Annotated in this window: 19 protein-coding genes and 3 pseudogenes; 19 read left to right on the top strand and 3 right to left on the bottom strand. The window is 64.6% G+C overall.

Annotated elements, in window-relative coordinates:
• Nucleotides 1–292 precede the first annotated feature (292 nt).
• Nucleotides 293–928, bottom strand: a complete 636-nt coding sequence (locus AAV94_RS10790; protein ID WP_046742261.1) for a cation transporter — start codon at nucleotides 926–928, stop codon at nucleotides 293–295.
• Between the two features lie 411 nt (nucleotides 929–1,339).
• Here AAV94_RS10790 and AAV94_RS15230 point away from each other — a divergent pair, with 411 nt between their 5' ends.
• Both AAV94_RS15230 and AAV94_RS15225 read left to right on the top strand, forming a co-directional pair.
• Nucleotides 1,340–1,549, top strand: coding sequence for a hypothetical protein (locus AAV94_RS15230; protein WP_014747696.1), 210 nt, complete (start codon nucleotides 1,340–1,342; stop codon nucleotides 1,547–1,549).
• Nucleotides 1,550–1,561: 12 nt separating this feature from the next.
• On the top strand, nucleotides 1,562–1,936 hold the full coding sequence (locus AAV94_RS15225) for a DUF3703 domain-containing protein (RefSeq protein ID WP_011516992.1): 375 nt from the start codon (nucleotides 1,562–1,564) through the stop codon (nucleotides 1,934–1,936).
• Nucleotides 1,937–2,003: 67 nt separating this feature from the next.
• On the opposite strand, the gene cadR is transcribed toward AAV94_RS15225, so the two are convergent.
• Nucleotides 2,004–2,402, bottom strand: a complete 399-nt coding sequence (cadR, locus tag AAV94_RS10780; protein WP_003098965.1) for a Cd(II)/Pb(II)-responsive transcriptional regulator — start codon at nucleotides 2,400–2,402, stop codon at nucleotides 2,004–2,006.
• A gap of 91 nt (nucleotides 2,403–2,493) precedes the next feature.
• Here cadR and AAV94_RS10775 point away from each other — a divergent pair, with 91 nt between their 5' ends.
• The 9 genes from AAV94_RS10775 (at nucleotide 2,494) to AAV94_RS10735 (ending at nucleotide 10,701) form a co-directional block, all read left to right on the top strand.
• Complete coding sequence (locus tag AAV94_RS10775; RefSeq protein WP_003098961.1) at nucleotides 2,494–5,406, top strand: heavy metal translocating P-type ATPase; 2,913 nt, start codon at nucleotides 2,494–2,496, stop codon at nucleotides 5,404–5,406.
• Between the two features lie 3 nt (nucleotides 5,407–5,409).
• A complete protein-coding gene (lspA, locus tag AAV94_RS10770; protein WP_003098955.1) occupies nucleotides 5,410–5,910 on the top strand; it encodes a signal peptidase II in 501 nt (166 codons plus the stop codon).
• A gap of 480 nt (nucleotides 5,911–6,390) precedes the next feature.
• Nucleotides 6,391–6,558, top strand: coding sequence for a hypothetical protein (locus AAV94_RS15220; RefSeq protein WP_003098953.1), 168 nt, complete (start codon nucleotides 6,391–6,393; stop codon nucleotides 6,556–6,558).
• 337 nt (nucleotides 6,559–6,895) lie between these two features.
• Entirely contained in the window at nucleotides 6,896–7,108 is a 213-nt protein-coding gene (locus tag AAV94_RS10760) for a hypothetical protein (protein ID WP_003116833.1), read from the top strand.
• A 21-nt stretch (nucleotides 7,109–7,129) separates the two neighbouring features.
• Nucleotides 7,130–7,522, top strand: a complete 393-nt coding sequence (locus AAV94_RS10755; RefSeq protein WP_003116832.1) for a hypothetical protein — start codon at nucleotides 7,130–7,132, stop codon at nucleotides 7,520–7,522.
• 182 nt (nucleotides 7,523–7,704) lie between these two features.
• On the top strand, nucleotides 7,705–8,391 hold the full coding sequence (locus AAV94_RS10750) for a hypothetical protein (RefSeq protein ID WP_003116830.1): 687 nt from the start codon (nucleotides 7,705–7,707) through the stop codon (nucleotides 8,389–8,391).
• Between the two features lie 83 nt (nucleotides 8,392–8,474).
• Nucleotides 8,475–9,212: a DUF5983 family protein gene (locus AAV94_RS10745; RefSeq protein WP_003116829.1), complete on the top strand. Its 738-nt coding sequence runs from the start codon at nucleotides 8,475–8,477 to the stop codon at nucleotides 9,210–9,212.
• Nucleotides 9,213–9,309: 97 nt separating this feature from the next.
• A complete protein-coding gene (locus AAV94_RS10740) occupies nucleotides 9,310–9,588 on the top strand; it encodes a hypothetical protein (RefSeq protein ID WP_003116828.1) in 279 nt (92 codons plus the stop codon).
• Nucleotides 9,589–9,876: 288 nt separating this feature from the next.
• A complete protein-coding gene (locus AAV94_RS10735; protein ID WP_003098941.1) occupies nucleotides 9,877–10,701 on the top strand; it encodes a hypothetical protein in 825 nt (274 codons plus the stop codon).
• Between the two features lie 261 nt (nucleotides 10,702–10,962).
• On the opposite strand, the gene merR is transcribed toward AAV94_RS10735, so the two are convergent.
• Nucleotides 10,963–11,370 (bottom strand): Hg(II)-responsive transcriptional regulator, encoded by a 408-nt coding sequence (gene merR / locus AAV94_RS10730; RefSeq protein ID WP_003098939.1) that lies wholly within the window; start codon nucleotides 11,368–11,370, stop codon nucleotides 10,963–10,965.
• Nucleotides 11,371–11,441: 71 nt separating this feature from the next.
• Here merR and merT point away from each other — a divergent pair, with 71 nt between their 5' ends.
• The 8 genes and pseudogenes from merT (at nucleotide 11,442) to AAV94_RS10695 (ending at nucleotide 16,945) form a co-directional block, all read left to right on the top strand.
• Nucleotides 11,442–11,792: a mercuric ion transporter MerT gene (merT, locus tag AAV94_RS10725; protein WP_003116827.1), complete on the top strand. Its 351-nt coding sequence runs from the start codon at nucleotides 11,442–11,444 to the stop codon at nucleotides 11,790–11,792.
• A 12-nt stretch (nucleotides 11,793–11,804) separates the two neighbouring features.
• Entirely contained in the window at nucleotides 11,805–12,092 is a 288-nt protein-coding gene (gene merP / locus AAV94_RS10720; RefSeq protein WP_003116826.1) for a mercury resistance system periplasmic binding protein MerP, read from the top strand.
• Between the two features lie 10 nt (nucleotides 12,093–12,102).
• Nucleotides 12,103–13,791, top strand: coding sequence for a mercury(II) reductase (gene merA / locus AAV94_RS10715; RefSeq protein WP_003098932.1), 1,689 nt, complete (start codon nucleotides 12,103–12,105; stop codon nucleotides 13,789–13,791).
• An 18-nt stretch (nucleotides 13,792–13,809) separates the two neighbouring features.
• Nucleotides 13,810–14,325 (top strand): Tn3 family transposase, encoded by a 516-nt coding sequence (locus AAV94_RS15370; protein ID WP_003098931.1) that lies wholly within the window; start codon nucleotides 13,810–13,812, stop codon nucleotides 14,323–14,325.
• Nucleotides 14,289–14,807, top strand: a pseudogene (locus AAV94_RS15365) (Tn3 family transposase); the annotation flags it as partial. The gene AAV94_RS15370 and the pseudogene AAV94_RS15365, both read left to right, overlap by 37 nt.
• A 33-nt stretch (nucleotides 14,808–14,840) precedes the next feature.
• Nucleotides 14,841–15,137, top strand: a pseudogene (locus AAV94_RS10705) (DUF3085 domain-containing protein); the annotation flags it as partial.
• Between the two features lie 141 nt (nucleotides 15,138–15,278).
• A pseudogene (locus tag AAV94_RS15215) lies at nucleotides 15,279–15,729 on the top strand (XF1762 family protein).
• Nucleotides 15,730–16,039: 310 nt separating this feature from the next.
• A complete protein-coding gene (locus AAV94_RS10695; protein WP_003116825.1) occupies nucleotides 16,040–16,945 on the top strand; it encodes a DUF3577 domain-containing protein in 906 nt (301 codons plus the stop codon).
• Nucleotides 16,946–17,075: the final 130 nt, after the last annotated feature.

Below are 17,075 nucleotides of genomic sequence, written 5' to 3'. Positions count from 1 at the left end.
GTGGTTCCTCTTTTCTCCCGAGCCGAAGGCCGTTGGGCCTTCGGCGCCATTCTCCTGCCCATCAACGTCCCGGCCCGGCCATTGGCCTGGGCCACACGAACAGGAGAGACGACATGCACCCTCAACCTTGCGCACCGCTGCTGTACGGCAGACGGAGGTCGAGAACGGCATGCCCGCCTATCGCGCGGCCATCGCCAATGGTACGCTCGGCTGCAGCCGAGGCCGTAGCCCAAAGGCTGGACTACCTCTTTTGCAGAGGTAAACCTCGGGATGAACTGGGCGAAAACATGCCTTATGTGCCCGCCTTACGGCGAGCTGTTTCCGATGCTTCGCGCAGGATTTCCCGCCCCCCATTCGCTGCGATTGCGGCCACGATGACGCCCAGCACCAGATCCGGGATGTTCGACCCGAACCCCATCACCAGCACCCCGGACAGCACAATCGCACCATTGACGATGGAGTCGTTGCTGGTAAAGATCGCTGACGCCTTGAAGTTCACATCTTCCCCGCGATGGCGGCGCAGTAGTCTGAGGCACACTAGGTTCAAAGCCGCGTTCAGCGCGGCCATGGCCATCATGGCTGGGCCGACAGGCTCTTCCCCTCCAGCGAAGCGGCGTAGGACTTCCAACAGCAGCAGCGCGGCCAGGCCGATTAGCAAGAAACCCGACAAGCGGGCCGCGCCCACCTTGACCGTTGCCGCACGACCGACGGCATACAGGCTAACCGCATAGACCGACGCATCGGCGAGGTTGTCCAACCCGGCGCCCATCAGCGCCGTAGAGCCAGCCCAGATGCCAAGGGCAATGCCGGCGGCGGACTGCGTCAGGTTGATCAGCAACACAGTCAGAAGAATCTTTCGGTCCTTCGCATCGCTCGCATCTAGGCGGCCCAACTCGTCGTTTTCGTGATCTCTGTGGTTTTCAGCCATGCATTGTTCCTTCCAAATCGATGGATGCTGAAGCCTGTAGCGGCTGGAGAGTCAAGGCGCAGATGCAACGAACTTGCCACAGGGTCTTCCCGGACGCCCTTGACTCTACCGTAGCTAGAAGGTTTTCCAATCCAGTCAGAGCTTTAGGACAGAACAGATGAGCACCAATGCGCCCCCTTCATTGCGACTGTCATCCGGTATGGCTGCTATCCACTGATCCGTGGCGCCACTGCGGTTGTGCTCTTCGGCGAGCTCGCGACCGGCCGGCCGTCTTTTCCGACGGAGCTACTCACAGTGATCGTCGCGCTCGCTTGTGCCGCCTTGCTAGAGGGCGGGCGGCCTTTCCACTCCCCGTTGAGCCAGTAGCGGCGTTCCAAGCTGTGGTTGGCCGTCGGCGCATGGCTCGGCTTCTTGGTCGTGCATCTGGCCTTCCAGCACTCCAATCTGGGATACCGGGTCGGGCCGTTGGGATTGTTGATCGGGGTGGCTGAAGCCCATCGCTGGCATCACAAGCGTGAGCACGAAGACGCCCAAGTCAACTACGGCGATTTCTGGATGCCCGGGGGCCACTTGTTCAGCGCTTTCCGGTCGCAAAAGCACACGCTGGGCGCCAAAGAGTGACACTCAAGAAAGATGGACTTTCCAATGGACTACGGCCCGCAGCTTGTCTATCCCTTCCGGAGCCGGCCAGCAGCGGCAAACGCTTGCGCTGCTGGCTATACGATCTTGCCCACGTCGCATTCTTGCGCGAGTCGGGCCTTGCGGCTTCTTGCGAAGCGATCGCGAGTTGCGTGGCGTGCCCATGAGTCGGGCCGCGTCGTGGCGCACTGCTACCTTGGCCTGCACCTGCACCTGCGCAGCCACGCCGCGATGCTCGGTCTGGCCTGGAGAACCCGTAAGGTGGCGGAGATTGCGGCGCGCAGGTCGTCCGGCTCGCGCTGGCTCCTGTGGGCCACGCCCTCGGTCGCACGCCGTCTCAAAACGTCAGAATCGCGCGCTTTCGCATGATGGAGCGCGGCACGTGGCTCTCAGAACTGGACCCGATCACTTCCAGCACCGATGACACGCTCGAGCTTCAGGCGGGCTCGGCCAAGCTGTTGAGAATGCCGCACTCGCGCGAGGTTCGGGCGCTATCGCAGGAGCGTCGCAGATCCATTAACTCGCGCTCCAAGGCGCGCAATTCCTTCATCTTGGTCCGCACTTGCGCGATATGAGCGTCGACCAGCGCGTTCACCTCGCCGCAGCCCAACTCTGGCCGATCCCGTAAGTTCAGCAGTTGACGGATCTCATCCAGCGTCATGTCCTTCGCCCGGCAGCGGCGGATGAACAGCAAGCGCTGCAAATGGACTTCGTCATAGAGCCTGAAGTTGCCCTCGCTACGTGCAGGCTCGGGCAGCAAGCCTTCTGACTCGTAAAAGCGCACGGTCTGCACCAAGCAATCTGCCTTCTTGCCCAGTTCACCGATCCGCATCATGGTTGCTTCCTATAAAAAACTTGACTCTATATCTACTAGAGGTTTTCTAATGATGGCATCCGGGGAAAACCTTGTCAATGAAGAGCGATCTATGAACAAAGAACCTTCCAGCCCATGCGCCTGCTCCGGCGGCAATGGCCAACAGACGGCGTGCGCCAGTGAGCAGGCCAGCACTGAAACCACCGTTTTCCACGTGAGCAACATGGATTGCCGCAATGAGGAAGCACTGGTGCGGCGAACGCTGGAGGGCATGCCCGGTGTCGAGCGGCTCCTGTTCGATCTTCCGCAGCGTTTGTTGACCATTTCGCACCGCGAAGTCTCGGCCGATGCCTTGGAGCAAGCGCTGAATTCGGTGGGCATGAAGGCTCAGGCTGTCCGAGACGCCGCCGTGTCGACCACCTACCGCATCGAGAACATGGACTGCCCGAGCGAGGAGAAACTCATCCGCTCGCACCTCGGGGCAGTCGAGGGAATTCAGGACCTCGACTTCGACCTCGCTGAGCGCACCCTGTCGGTGAAACACCTCGCTCAGGCACGCGCGCAGATGGAGCAGGTCCTGGCCTCGATCGGCATGCGCGCCAAGGAGCAGACCTTCGGCCACACGGGGCCGATCGAAGCCGCGGCTGTGATCCCATCCTCGGCCCTGCAGCAGCAACCAACCGCTGCCGTTTCCGCGCCGCCGATCGGCGAGCGGGTGACGTACCGGATCGAGAACATGGATTGCCCGACGGAAGAAGCGCTGATCCGCGACCGGCTGGGCAAGCTGCCGGGTGTGACCGCGCTCGACTTCAATCTGATGCAGCGTGTGCTGGGAGTCCAGCACACGCTGGCGACCTCAGCGCCGATCGAGAAGGCGCTTGCTTCCATTGGAATGCAGGCTGCGCGGCAGGACATGCAGACAGCCACCACGGTACTTCGCATCGCGAAGATGGACTGTCCGACCGAGGAAAGTCTGATCCGCGGCAAGCTGCAAGGCATGCCGGGCGTGCAGGGAATGGATTTCAACCTGATGCAGCGCACGCTCACGGTTCGGCACACACCCGACGCGATCAAGCCGGCAGTCGAAGCCATCGAATCGCTGGGCATGGAAGCCGAGGTCCAGAGGACTGATGAGCCGCGCGATGCCCCGGTGGCCGCGCACAAGACCAATTGGTGGCCGATGGCGGTTTCGGGCGTTGCGGCGGTGGCCGCCGAAGGCGTGTACTGGGTCAACGACGGCAATCATTGGGCCGTGATCGTGCTGGCACTGGTTTCGATCTTCACCGGCGGCCTCAGCACCTACAAGAAGGGCTGGATCGCGCTGAAGAACCTCAACCTGAACATGAACGCCCTGATGGCCATCGCGGTCACCGGCGGCATGGCGATCGGCCACTGGCCGGAGGCCGCCATGGTCATGTTCCTGTTCGCGTTGGCGGAAGTGATCGAGGCGAAGTCGCTGGACCGCGCCCGCAACGCCATTCGGGGGCTGATGGACTTGGCGCCCGAGACCGCGACCGTGCGGCAGGCCGATGGCTCATGGACAGAGCTGCCGGCCAAGGAGGTCGCAAAGGGCGCGGTGGTCCGCGTGCGTCCTGGCGAGCGCATCGCACTGGACGGCCTGATCACCTCGGGTCGATCGGCCATCAACCAGGCGCCCATCACCGGCGAGAGCCTGCCCGTCGAGAAGGCCGAAGGTGACCAGGTCTTCGCCGGAACCATCAATGAGACCGGCTCTTTCGAATACAAGGTGACCGCAGGCGCCAGCGACTCGACGCTCGCGCGCATCATCCATGCCGTGGAGTCCGCGCAGGGCAGCCGTGCGCCCACGCAGCGCTTCGTCGACCAGTTCGCCCGCGTCTACACGCCGGCGGTGTTCGCGGTGTCCGTGCTGGTTGCCGTCGTGCCGCCGCTCGCCTTCGGCGGCGCATGGTTTGACTGGGTCTACAAGGCCCTGGTACTGCTGGTGATCGCCTGCCCCTGCGCTCTGGTCATCTCCACGCCGGTCACCATCGTCAGCGGCTTGGCCGCTGCCGCCCGACGCGGCATCCTGATCAAGGGTGGCGTCTACCTGGAGGGCGGGCGCAAGCTCAAGGCGTTGGCCCTGGACAAGACCGGCACACTCACACATGGCAAGCCCGAGCAGACCGACTTCGTGCCGCTGATCGGCGAGGCGCAGGAAGTTGCCGCCTGGGCCGCAAGCCTCGCGGCACGCTCGGACCATCCTGTGTCTCAGGCCATCGCCCGCAAGGCGAACCGTGACGGCATCGCGCTGCACGAGGTCGACGACTTCGCGGCGCTGCCTGGCCGCGGCGTGCGCGGCCGCGTCGCCGGGCGCATGTTGCACATGGGCAACCACAGGCTCGCCCAGGAGCTGGGCCTGAGCGAAGCGACGCTCCAGGCTCGGCTGGAGACCCTGGAGCGCCAAGGCAAGACAGCGATCCTGCTGATGGACGATGCGACCGTGCTCGGCATTTTTGCAGTGGCCGACACCGTGAAGGAAACCAGCCGTGAGGCGGTGGCCGACCTGCAGGCGCTGGGTGTGCGCACGCTGATGCTGACGGGGGACAACCAGCACACGGCCGCGGCCATCGCTGCCCAGGTCGGAATCTCTGAAGCCCGTGGTGACCAACTGCCCGAAGACAAGCTCAAGACCATCGAAAGCCTGGTCGGCGGCGAGGGCCAGGTGGGCATGGTGGGCGACGGCATCAACGATTCGCCCGCGCTCGCCCGTGCCGACATCGGCTTCGCCATGGGCGCGGCCGGCACCGACACCGCGATCGAAACAGCCGACGTCGCCCTGATGGACGACGACCTGCGCAAGATCCCCGCCTTCATCCGGCTGTCGCGTAGCACTGCGGCGATCCTCACGCAGAACATCGTTCTGGCCCTTGGCATCAAGGCGGTGTTCCTTGCGTTGACGTTCACAGGGCATGCCACCATGTGGATGGCTGTGTTCGCTGACATGGGGGCAAGTCTTTTGGTTGTCGTCAATGGGCTGCGCCTCCTGAAGTTCAAGGCGGCATGAACAATGGATGAACCATCTCTTCGCAAGACGCAGTGGTACTCACTCGCGATCGTTATATTCGCCGGCGATCAGGCAGCTAAGAGCTACATTGACGCGACAACTCCCTTGGGTTGGTCGCACGAGGTGGCGTCATTCTTCAACCTAGTTCACGCTCTCAATCCCGGCGCGGCGTTCAGCTTCCTTGCTGGCGCGGGCGGCTGGCAGCGGTGGTTTTTTCTGGCGATCGCGTTCGCAATATCGGCATGGCTCGCATGGCTGCTCTCCCGGCCGCTGCGCAAAACGGAAGGCCTTTCGTACAGCCTCATTCTGGGCGGCGCATTGGGCAACGCGTTCGACCGCGCCACGCGCGGGCACGTTATCGACTACATCGACTTTCACCTGCACGGCTGGCACTGGCCCGCCTTCAACATCGCTGACATGGCCATCGTGGGCGGGGCGATCGCGCTGGTGGCCCAGTCGTTCATGAGCGTGGAGAACCCGGCCGCCACAAAGGAGTCCCAGTGACATTGGGACGATCCGGAAATTCGCAATGCACACGGTGCAGGACACCAATCTGAAGAGAACGGCCCCCAGCATGAGCGGCCGCGGCTTGGCCCTCATGCTAGCGCCCACCGCCGCTTTTGCTGCAACGCCCTGTTGCGATGGCGGCGATTGCTGCAACGACGTCGCAATGCCTTGCTGTGAATAAACAGCACGCAAGCCAGTTGACCTGGCAATTATGAAAGTCCATCACGGCGATGCTGGCCTTTTTCGTTCCAATGAGCCGTCACGGAGAGGTGATGATGAAGCTATGCCGGGATCCTGCAAGCTTTAGGACGGTCTTCTTTACCGCATAGCGATATGCTGATGTCACCCGTTCGCCTCGCCTGGCAAGTACAAGTAGTTCGTCGCGGTTTTCTGGCCGTGTCCGCCCGCTTCGCTGGCCCTTTTGCCCCAAACAAGCGCAATCATGCCTGCGTTACCACCAAAGTTCGCCCCCGCCAGTTGCTGTTCCTAAAGGGCATCAAGCTCAACGCCATCGCCGACCGGCCAGCGTATTTCGCATCGCTGCGTGCCCGTCGGGGCCAGCCCATCGTCATCCTCGCAGAGCTGGGACCGGACGAGGCATTCGCCCTGTGGAAGCAGCATGTACTGGGCGACAGGCCTCGCTGACCCAGTTTCGCCTCATCCTCCTGACAGCCCCGCACTTATTGCGGGGCTTTCTTTTTTCCGCGTTCGCCAATCGGGGCTGTTGCAAATGCCGATTTCCGGCTGACGCGGCTCGCCTCGCGCATGAAGCTGCCCGCATGTGTCGCTGATTCGTCAGCACCATGCCAGCAGCCAGAGTTTCCAGGCTGCCGCGGATTCTTTCCGCGCTACCCGCCAGTCCGCCATCGCATCGAGTCTGCGGACGCGCGTCACCCGTGACGCCGATGCTTTTTTCTCAACCGCGTGCGGGAGCTGCCATCCCGTGAGGGACGAGGCCCCGCTTTTTCCAAGGAGCCCGTCCATGTCCCAGCAAGCCTCTTTCGGCCAGTTGGCCTTGATCCATTGCGGCAAGTTCCTGCCGCTCGAAATCCTGCATAGCGCCGCCGGCCACTACATCGGCACGCGCGATACAGAAGGTCCCGTTTCGCGGGAATCCTGCCAGTACTTCCGCAGCTATGCCGCGGCTCAACGTGCCCTCGAAAGAGGCGGCTGGTCCCAGCTCGCCACACCCTGATCCAACTGGAGGAACCACGTCATGAACCAGCTTTTGCCCCAGGAAGTCGTCGATCAGATCATGCGGGAAGAGCAGCATTTCGCCGCCGCGCCCCAAGCCTTCTTCGAGGTCTGGAAGCGCGGCGTCGAGATCGCAGGCCCGCAATGGTTTGGCGACGGCACGCGCGAAGGCCTGAACCAGGCAAAGAGCAAGTGGGATCTGCGTCCCGACATGCTGCGTGCCAACGACGCACTCGGCGTCCTGAGCAGCGGGGAACGCATGTTCCTGTCCGCCATGTTCAGCTTCTACAACGCGCGCGAGGGCGGTGCCATGCTCAAGCGCTGCCACTTCCAAGGACTGTCGGACTTCGATGGTCTCGATCTGCAACGTCGCCAGGTGATCGCCGACCTGCTGCTGAACTACAGCGGTTGGTGAGCCGGTCCCTGGCACACCTTCATCACTGCGTTCACGGGACCCCATGAGGGACATGCGCCTCGTTCGAGGCCATGTCCCTCGCGTTTTCTCCCCGCCCAGCGCCATCCGGCATCAGGCGGTTTCCCCTGCGGATGCCATCGTCCGCAAGGGCTGGCTCCGTTCATTCATCGAAAGGAGCCTTCATGGCCAACAACTACTACGAAGCCACCGGCGTTCTCGTGCTCGACCGTGTGACGCCCGTCATCCAGGCGCTGTTCGGCGCCTTCGCGCTGGACGAGAGCCACCCCGGCAACGGGCAGGCCTACATCGCCCAGATCGCCGAGACCACCAATCCGCAATGGCCGGACGTGCTCGATGGCCTGGAAGACCTGGCCACGCAACTCGGTATTCCGATGCCGGACGACGAAGGGCTGTCGATCCCGCCGCTGCTCGAACTGCTCGCCGTGCACTTCCGTGCCGATGAGGACGAAGAGCTGGGGAACTTGATCGACCGTCATTCGTTCGAGGACACCGCCGATCTCGACGCATTGTTTCTGATCGCCACCCGGTTCGATGACGGGCACCACCTGACCGCCATCCAGTTCGAGGGCTGCTGGTACTGCAGCAAGCCGCGGCTGTTCGAGTTCGGCGGCAACGGCTGCTACCTGAGCCGCGAGGTCCGCTTCATCAGCTCCTCCTCCCAGGCCCTCCAGCTCGGCGACCAATTGCGCAAGACCATTGTGGCCGCCGACATCGAAGAGGCTTCGGCCCTGATCGCGCTGGAGACCATCAATCTGCTGGCGGGCGTCAGCGACGAGCCATTCCGCATGAATTTGCGCCGGCGCGTCGCCGAGCGATTGGCCCAAACGCCAACGATCAGCGTCACCTGACGCTGTTTCCTTTCTTTCCACCCACCGGGGTCAATTCCCGGTGGCGGGGATTTGCTCCATCATTATTCTGTTGGAGAAATCCCATGTCCCAGAATCCCAATCCCTTTCTACGCGGCTACTGGAATCTGAAAATCGTCCGCACGCTGTCCATCAGCTACGAGGACGGAAGCCCGCATGTTTGGCGAAACATCCACCCGAGCCAGCAGCACCTCTGCGACGCGGCGCTGGTTTCTTCTCCTTGCATCATCACCAGCGACTTCGCGGTGGTCAGGACTGGCACCGAACCTGTCGGCGCCGCACTGATCGCCGAATGCGACGCGGCTGAAGGGGGCAGCGGCGAAGGCATGGTGGGTGCCGTGGTGTACGCGATCCACGGCGACGACTTCGACGGCCGCCCCGTCCACATTGGCGACACCTATTCGGCCGAGGCCGCACGGGAAGTCGTGCAGCGGTTGAGCTTCGAGACCGGCTACTACAGCCGGTGCTGGGAAATCAGCAGCGCGCACATCAGCCGCGAAACCGGCCAGTACCTGGCCAACCTGGCTGACCTCGCGACGCCGGAGGCCTTTTTGTTCATCGCGTTCCGGATTCCCTACAGCCCGGCGATCGGCGTCAAGCTGATCTCCACGCCCTGGACGGACCAGCACCTGCAGGACGTCGAGGGGATCGCCGCCGAGCAGCTTCGGCAGGAGCACCGCAGCAAGGGCATGCCGGACGAGCTGGCACAGATCCTTGAACTGGCCGGCCAGGCCGACGTGCGCATCCTCATCCTCGATGCCGACGCACCCGTGTTGCCGGGCCTATCGCTGGCCGGCGAATAGCTGCCACACACATCCCCGGCCTTCCTTGTCCTCACCGCATGCCGGCCCGGTCTCCCGCCAGAGAGCCGGGCCGGCGCACTTTCACAGGAGCGATCCCATGTTCCCCGACCTCATCACACCCGCATCCGACTTCGAGCACCAACTCGGAGCCTGCGTCAACGCCATGAGCCAGGAAGATGCCATCGGCCAGATCCTGGTATTCGAGCGCATGAGCGGCACGCTGCACATGCGCCATATCGCCAGCGCCGACCTGGTGGACACCGACGTGGACGACTACGAAATGGTCGTCTTCGACGGTGGCAACACAAGCGGCGACACGTGGAAACACGTGTTCTTTCCGCGTCAGCGCGAGCACTACTTCGTGTACCAAGCCTGATTCCTCCAGCCCCTTTCGAGGGGCTTTTTCTTGCCCGCAGCACAGGAAAACGGTTGTGGTGCGGTGCCGTTTCCTGCGGGCAGGCAGACCGCCCCAGGGCCATGCTTGCCCCATGTTCGTCGGCGTTGCCGGCACATGCCCAGGCAGTCGAGACCTTCGAGGCTGCAAGCGCGGGAAACCGTGCTGGTCGTTTCTTCCTACGGACCTACCGCGTCCATCCACGCCACCCACAAGGGACCTCTCCCTTGCGGGCGGGGAATCCCTTGTTTTTCCTCAAGGAGTTTCCCCATGGATCGTTCCCTCATCAAATCCATGATGCCTTCGCTGGTCGCAGGCCATGTGCCCCGCAACGTGCGGTCGTTCAAGTACCGCGTGTTCGATGATCAGCCGCTGTCCTCAACGCTGGGCTTCGCCATCGACCCCCAACCCTTCGACGGCAAGGTGGTCGCCGCGACCGACGATGCCATCGTCGTCAAGCTCAAGCCTTCCGAGTTCGCGGTGCTCGATCCCAGCCTGGTGACCACGGTTCCTGCCGAAGGCGCCAAGGTGCATGTCCAACCCTATGCCCGTCGTCGCTTCGACGGACTGCGCGCGGACACGCCGGAGGTCATCACCGAGGAGACTTCGGACGGCACGCCGTACACCATCACGAGGCACATCCTCGGCTCGGCGCCGGCCAAGCTGCCCATTCCCACGCCGCAGTGCATGGAGTTGGGCCAGCTCATCGAGCAGTTGGAGGAGATGCCGGCCCCCGATCGCTTCCGGCGCATCACCCACATGCTGGTGGATGCCGGTGCCCGCGACTTCACCTGGGTCGATCCCACGCCCTCCAAGATCATCGAGACCCCGCCGGCGATCAGCTTCACGGTCTCGACCGCGAAGTTCGAGGGCCGGGTGACGATCCTCTACGACCGCGGCGGAGACACCTACGTGGTGGAACTGCACCGTCAGAACGGTGAATCGGTCGAACTGGTCGATCGGCACGACGAGGTGTATTTCGACATGCTCGGCGAAGTGCTGGAGAGGCTCATCGACGACGGGCGCTGGCGCCAGATCGACGTGAGCATCCTCGACGCGAAAGCGGCCCGCAAGCGCCAGGCCGTCCCGGCATGACGCCCCGCAGCGAAACCGGGCGGTCCTGCGGCTGACCCGAGGCATCCGCCACGGCGTTCCAGCCGTTCCGGCCGCGTGCACTACAGGCCCTTCATCCCATCGGATGGAGGCCTTTCTCATTCTTCCACACAGGAGATTTCATCCATGTCACTGCGATTCAAAGGCGCTGACCTGCGCCCCGTGCTGACCGAAGCCATCGCCAATCAGGGGTCGTCTCAGAAAACGGAAAAAAATCGTACGCTAAGAGCCGAAGTGGGCCCTTTAGCAGCAATGCAAAGCTGCGATCAACGGGCAGGAAACATTGCCATGGTGCGCGTTGCACTCTCTCACTAGCGTCGACAGGGCCTCTTCCATCCGCGTGAGGTCCGCCATGCGTGCGCGCACATCGGCCAGCCGGTGAGCAGCCAGTTCGGCCGCCTCGCTGCAATGGGTGCCGTCCTCCAGTTTCAGGAGCTGGCCGACTTCATCCAGGCTGAATCCCAGGCGCTGGGCTGACTTCACGAACTTCACCCGCGCCACGTCCGCCTGCCCGTAGCGGCGGATGCGACCGTAGGGCCGCTCCGGCTGGGGTAGCAAGCCCTTGAGCTGATAGAAGCGGATCGTCTCCACGTTGACCCGGGCTGCCTTGGCGAAGGCCCCGATGGTCAGATTCTCTTGAGCGTTCTCCATGGCGCTTGACTCCGTAGTTGACTACGGAAGTAACGTTACAGCATCAAGCGAAGTCCCGGAAGGAGAACCTTATGTCGGAACCCAAGAACGGCTGCGGCGCACTGGCGACCGGCGGCGTCGCGGCCGTCCTCGCCTCGGCCTGCTGCCTCGGCCCCCTTGTCCTGGTCGCGCTCGGCTTCTCTGGCGCGTGGATCGGCAACCTGACCGTGCTGGAGCCGTATCGGCCGATCTTCATCGGCGCAGCGCTCATCGCGCTGTTCTTCGCCTGGCGCAGCATCTTCCGACCAGCCCATGCCTGCAAGCCCGGCGACGTTTGCGCCGTGCCCCAAGTGCGGACTGCCTACAAGGTGATCTTCTGGATCGTGGCCGCCCTGGTTCTGGTTGCCCTCGCGTTTCCCTACGTCCTGCCGCTGTTCTACTGAAAGGAGATCACCATGAAGAAACTCACCACCCTCACCACCCTCATCGCCCTGGCCGCCGCTCTAAGCGCGCCCGCCTGGGCTGCCACCAAGACCGTCACCCTGTCGGTGCCCGGCATGACCTGCGCCGCGTGCCCGATCACGGTCAAGACGGCTCTGTCCAAGGTCGCCGGCGTCGAGAAGGCCGAAGTCAGCTTCGAGAAGCGGGAGGCCGTCGTCACCTTCGACGAGGCCAAGACCAATGCCGACGCCTTGACCAAGGCCACCGCAAACGCGGGTTACCCGTCCAGCGTCAAGCAGTGAGGGCGTAATCATGGCCGAGGCGATCACCCTCCACATCGAAGGCATGACCTGCACGTCGTGCGCCGAGCACGTCCAGCAGGCTTTGACGAACGTGCCCGGCGTGCGCGCGGCCTCGGTGTCCTATCCGCAGCGGCAGGCCGAAATCGAGGCGGATGCAGGCGTGAGCGTGGCCCCGCTGGTTGCCGCAGTGGCCACGCTCGGCTATCGCGCACGGCTTACCGACACGCCGAACAAGCCTGCCGGCCTGCTAGACAAGGCGCTGGGCTGGCTCGGTGGCGAAACGAAGCATGTTGGCGGTGAACAAGCGCTGCACGTGGCTGTGATAGGCAGCGGCGGCGCGGCGATGGCAGCTGCCTTGAAGGCCGTGGAGCAAGGCGCCCGCGTCACGCTGATCGAGCGCGGCACCATCGGCGGCACCTGCGTCAATGTCGGCTGCGTGCCGTCCAAGATCATGATCCGCGCCGCGCACATCGTCCACCTGCGCCGCGAAAGCCCGTTCGATGCTGGCCTGCCGGCCGCAGCGCCCGCTGTACTGCGCGAGCGGCTGCTGGCCCAGCAACAAGGCCGCGTCGAGGAGCTGCGCCATGCCAAGTACGAAGGCATCCTGGCAAGCACTCCGGCCATCACCGTGCTGCGCGGCGAGGCCCGGTTCAGGGACACGCGCACGCTGACCGTGGCGACCGCTGACGGCGGCACGCACGAGGTGAACTTCGACCGCTGCCTGATTGCCACCGGCGCGAGCCCGGCGCTTCCGCCAATCCCGGGCCTTGCGGACACACCCCACTGGACCTCCACCGAGGCGCTGGAAAGCAGCTCGCTCCCCGAGCGGCTGGCCGTGATTGGTTCCTCCGTGGTGGCGGTCGAGTTGGCGCAAGCCTTCGCCCGGCTGGGCAGCCAGGTCACGATCCTGGCGCGCAGCACGCTGTTCTTCCGAGAAGACCCGGCCATCGGGGAAGCCGTAACAGACGCCTTCCGCGCCGAGGGCATCGAGGTGCTGGACCACACCCAGGCGAGCCACGTTGCCTATGCGGGCGGGGAATTCGTGCTCACCACCGGGCAGGGGGAAGTGCGCGCCGACAAGCTGCTGGTCGCCACCGGTCGCGCGCCGAACACGCGCAGCCTGAACCTTGAAGCGGCAGGCGTCGAAGTCAATGCGCAGGGAGCCATCGTCATCGACCGCGCCATGCGCACGAGCGCACCGCACATCTTTGCTGCCGGCGACTGCACCGACCAGCCGCAGTTCGTCTATGTGGCGGCGGCGGCCGGCACGCGCGCCGCGATCAACATGACCGGCGGCGACGCGGCGCTGGACCTGACGGCGATGCCGGCGGTGGTGTTCACCGATCCGCAGGTGGCGACCGTGGGCTACAGCGAGGCGGAAGCGCACCACGACGGCATCGAGACCGACAGCCGGCTGCTGACGCTCGACAACGTGCCGAGGGCGCTCGCCAACTTCGACACGCGCGGCTTCATCAAGCTGGTGGCGGAAGCTGGCTCAGGGCGGCTGATCGGCGTACAGGCGGTCGCGCCGGAAGCGGGCGAACTGATCCAGACGGCCGCGCTGGCGATCCGCCACCGGATGACCGTGCAGGAGCTGGCCGACCAGTTGTTCCCCTACCTGACCATGGTCGAGGGACTGAAGCTCGCGGCGCAGACCTTCAACAAGGACGTGAAGCAACTGTCCTGTTGCGCCGGATGAGGAAAAGGGAGGTGTTCGATGAACGCCTACAGCCGCGCCAACCGCCGCATCTACGCGGCCTTGTCCGATCCCCTGTCGGCCACCCACCGGCACCGCCTCGACGATCTGCTCAAGCGCCACGACAACGGCAAGACGACCTGGCTGGCCTGGCTGCGCCAGTCGCCCGTCAAGCCGAACTCGCGCCACATACTCGAACACATCGAGCGCCTCAAAGCCTGGCAGGCGCTCGACCTGCCTTCCGGCATCGAGCGGTCGGTGCACCAGAACCGCCTGCTCAAGATCGCCCGCGAAGGCGGCCAGATGACGCCCGCCGATCTGGCCAAGTTCGAGGCACAGCGCCGCTACGCGACCCTGGTGCGCTCGCCATCGAGGGCATGGCCACCGTCACCGACGAAATCATCGACCTGCACGACCGCATCCTGGGCAAGCTGTTCAACGCTGCCAAGCACAAGCATCAGCAGCAGTTCCAGGCGTCCGGCAAGGCGATCAACGCCAAGGTGCGGCTGGCCACCTCGATCAAGCAGGGCACGGTGACGGCCTCGCTGATGCTCAGGAAACTCGGCAGCTACCCGCGCCAGAACGGCCTGGCCGTGGCGCTGCGCGAGCTGGGCCGCATCGAGCGAACGCTGTTCATCCTGGATTGGCTGCAAAGCGTCGAGCTGCGCCGCCGCGTGCATGCCGGACTGAACAAGGGCGAAGCCCGCAACGCGCTAGCCCGCGCCGTGTTCTTCAACCGGCTGGGCGAAATCCGCGACCGCAGTTTCGAGCAGCAGCGCTACCGGGCCAGCGGCCTCAACCTGGTGACGGCGGCCATAGTGTTGTGGAACACGGTCTATCTGGAACGGGCCTCAAACGCCTTACGCGGTCACGGCCAGACTGTCGATGACGCCCTGTTGCAGTACCTGTCGCCGCTGGGCTGGGAGCACATCAACCTGACCGGCGATTACCTCTGGCGCAGCAGCGCCAAGATCGGCGCGGGCAAGTTCAGGCCGCTACGACCGCTGCAACCGGCTTAGCGTACGATTTTTTCCGTTTTCTGAGACGTCCCCAATCAGTGCCGCATTGTCCTGGTCAAGGATCAGGGCGTGTACTTCCTCGCCGAGCGTGGGGAGCGTCGCCCGGATGGGCGCCAGGCACTGCTCGCCTACGCCGTCGGATGCAACCCGGACACCGACCCGTTCGATGACTGGTGGCACCTCGCCGGCCGCGAGCTGGGCGGCGATGACTTCGCGGAGTATTTCGACCCGAAGGACGGCCTGTTCACGCGCCTCCAGCACTCGGCGGACGATCTCGTGCTTTCCGCCACCGCCACGCACCTGTCCTTAGCAGTGGTGCCTCCCGCCTGACGCGGCAACCGCCTCGCAGCCCCCGCATCGGGGGCCTTCTTTTGTTCGCACCGCCGCCATCGCCGCGCGTGCGCGTTTGTCTCCAGCCGCCGAGGCACGCCCCGCCGGCCACAACGCCGGCATGCCACCGGAGACAACCGCATGAACACGCCATCGACCTCGCCGAGGCTGCACCTCCTACCGGTGTCGCTGCGCACGGCCAATGCATTCGTTCTGTCGCACCATCGCCACCACCGCCCGGTCCAGGGCGCGAAGTTCGCCCTGGCCGTCACGCTGAGCGACAGCGACCTGATCCACGGCGTGGCCATTGTCGGCCGCCCGGTCGCGCGGCACCTGGACGCTGGAAGTCACGCGGCTGTGCACCGACGGCACACCCAGCGCCTGCAGCAAGCTCTACGGCGCGGCCTGGCAGGCGGCAAGGGCGCTGGGCTACATACGCCTGCTCACCTACACCATGCCCGACGAAGGTGGCGCCAGCCTGCGCGCCGCCGGCTGGCGGCTGATCGGCGCGCGCGGTGGCGGCGCCTGGAGCCGTCCCGGCCGTCCGCGCGCCGATACCCCCGAGCACCTGCGCGGCGCCAAGTGCCTGTGACAGGCGCCGGGTGGCGCGGACAAAGGGAAGCGCCCGGGTGCCGATTGATTGCTGCCGCGCGCGCGAGGCCCCGCCATGCTGGCCCCATGCCTGCTGACGTCGTCAGCGACATGCCAGGCAACCATCGGTCTTCGAGGTTGCGGCGCAGTTCCCACTGCGTGACCGAGCCAGCTCGCACCGCATCCTTCCGCGAGCGGCCACCAGCCTCTGGTGGCGGATGCTTTCGCCTTATCAACCCACCGCGGGGTCACGCACCTTCCCCGCATGCGTGGGCCGGTGTGTCTCCGCTTCATCCCAATGGAGATTCACCATGAACACCACGTCCAACGAGAAATCGTATTTCGACCTCCACACCTCGGGCATCGGCTACATCCAGCGTGTCCGTGAAGTGCCCGTCCGGGGCGGCCGCCGTGCGCAGCCTTTCCTGGCATGCACCATCGCCGCGCTGGTCGGCCCCGCCCGGGACCCCAGCTACCGCTACTTCGACGTCAAGGTCTCGGGTGCCGAGGCCAAGAAGCTCGTTCAGCGCTACATCGGCGTTGACGATCCCAAGCAGCGCCCGCTGGTGCGCTTTCGCCTCGGTGACCTGTGGGGCGATGTGTACATCCGCGACAAGGGTGAGCAGAAGGGTCAGGCCGCCGCGTCCCTCAAGGCGCGACTGCTCAAGGCCGAACTGATCGACCGGGCCGAACTGGCTTCGATCGAGCAGCACGAGTTGATCACCCGCGGCATCGGCTATCTCAATCGTGTGAAGGACGTCACCCCAAAAGCTGGCGACTCGTTCCTCTCTTGCACCGTCGCGGCACTGGCCGGGCCTGTCGATGAACCGGAGTATCGGTACTTCGACACCATCGTCGCCACCCCGGAAGCCGAGCACCTGGTTCGCCGGTGCGTTCAGGCCGTCGAGGGTGACCGCAAGGTGCTGATCGCCTTCCGTCTGAACGACATGAAGATCGATCCGTACATCCGCACCAAGGGTGAGCACGCCGGGGAACCGGCCGCCAGCCTGGAATCGACGCTGGTCCACATCGGTCTCATCAAGATCGACGGCACCCAGGTCTATCCGACGAGCCAGGCGCAAGCCGAGGCGCCGCCGGCCGAAGACGCATCCGCGTCCGAAGCCGACGATGCCATCGACACGGCCACCGAGCCCGCCGAGCGCGAGCCCGAGGCGCAAGTCCAGGAGCAGGAGCCGGCATTGGCTGCTTCGTTCTGATCCGGCACGGCCTCTCACGGGGCCTTGTCGCTTTTCCTCCCCACGTACGCCGCGTCCCCAGGACGCGTGCTTGCGCATTTCATCCCCCGAGTTCCGCGTGGTCTCACGGCCACGCGGTTGTCGAATTTCT

The sequence above is a fragment of the Lampropedia cohaerens genome (assembly GCF_001005215.1).
GTDB classification, from domain to species: Bacteria; Pseudomonadota; Gammaproteobacteria; order Burkholderiales; family Burkholderiaceae_C; genus Lampropedia; species Lampropedia cohaerens.
This window is presented reverse-complemented; position numbering and strand designations above follow the sequence as displayed.

Excerpts from the sequence above, each read along its gene's own strand:
- merT (WP_003116827.1), top strand. The coding sequence starts at position 11,442 with ATGTCGGAACCCAAGAACGGCTGCGGCGCACTGGCGACCGGCGGCGTC.
- merP (WP_003116826.1), top strand. The coding sequence starts at position 11,805 with ATGAAGAAACTCACCACCCTCACCACCCTCATCGCCCTGGCCGCCGCT.
- AAV94_RS10740 (WP_003116828.1), top strand. The coding sequence starts at position 9,310 with ATGTTCCCCGACCTCATCACACCCGCATCCGACTTCGAGCACCAACTC.
- AAV94_RS10790 (WP_046742261.1), bottom strand. The coding sequence starts at position 928 with ATGGCTGAAAACCACAGAGATCACGAAAACGACGAGTTGGGCCGCCTA.
- cadR (WP_003098965.1), bottom strand. The coding sequence starts at position 2,402 with ATGATGCGGATCGGTGAACTGGGCAAGAAGGCAGATTGCTTGGTGCAG.
- AAV94_RS10745 (WP_003116829.1), top strand. The coding sequence starts at position 8,475 with ATGTCCCAGAATCCCAATCCCTTTCTACGCGGCTACTGGAATCTGAAA.
- merA (WP_003098932.1), top strand. The coding sequence starts at position 12,103 with ATGGCCGAGGCGATCACCCTCCACATCGAAGGCATGACCTGCACGTCG.
- merR (WP_003098939.1), bottom strand. The coding sequence starts at position 11,370 with ATGGAGAACGCTCAAGAGAATCTGACCATCGGGGCCTTCGCCAAGGCA.
- AAV94_RS10750 (WP_003116830.1), top strand. The coding sequence starts at position 7,705 with ATGGCCAACAACTACTACGAAGCCACCGGCGTTCTCGTGCTCGACCGT.
- AAV94_RS10755 (WP_003116832.1), top strand. The coding sequence starts at position 7,130 with ATGAACCAGCTTTTGCCCCAGGAAGTCGTCGATCAGATCATGCGGGAA.
- AAV94_RS10775 (WP_003098961.1), top strand. The coding sequence starts at position 2,494 with ATGAACAAAGAACCTTCCAGCCCATGCGCCTGCTCCGGCGGCAATGGC.
- AAV94_RS10695 (WP_003116825.1), top strand. The coding sequence starts at position 16,040 with ATGAACACCACGTCCAACGAGAAATCGTATTTCGACCTCCACACCTCG.
- AAV94_RS10760 (WP_003116833.1), top strand. The coding sequence starts at position 6,896 with ATGTCCCAGCAAGCCTCTTTCGGCCAGTTGGCCTTGATCCATTGCGGC.
- AAV94_RS10735 (WP_003098941.1), top strand. The coding sequence starts at position 9,877 with ATGGATCGTTCCCTCATCAAATCCATGATGCCTTCGCTGGTCGCAGGC.
- lspA (WP_003098955.1), top strand. The coding sequence starts at position 5,410 with ATGGATGAACCATCTCTTCGCAAGACGCAGTGGTACTCACTCGCGATC.
- AAV94_RS15225 (WP_011516992.1), top strand. The coding sequence starts at position 1,562 with ATGGACTTTCCAATGGACTACGGCCCGCAGCTTGTCTATCCCTTCCGG.
- AAV94_RS15370 (WP_003098931.1), top strand. The coding sequence starts at position 13,810 with ATGAACGCCTACAGCCGCGCCAACCGCCGCATCTACGCGGCCTTGTCC.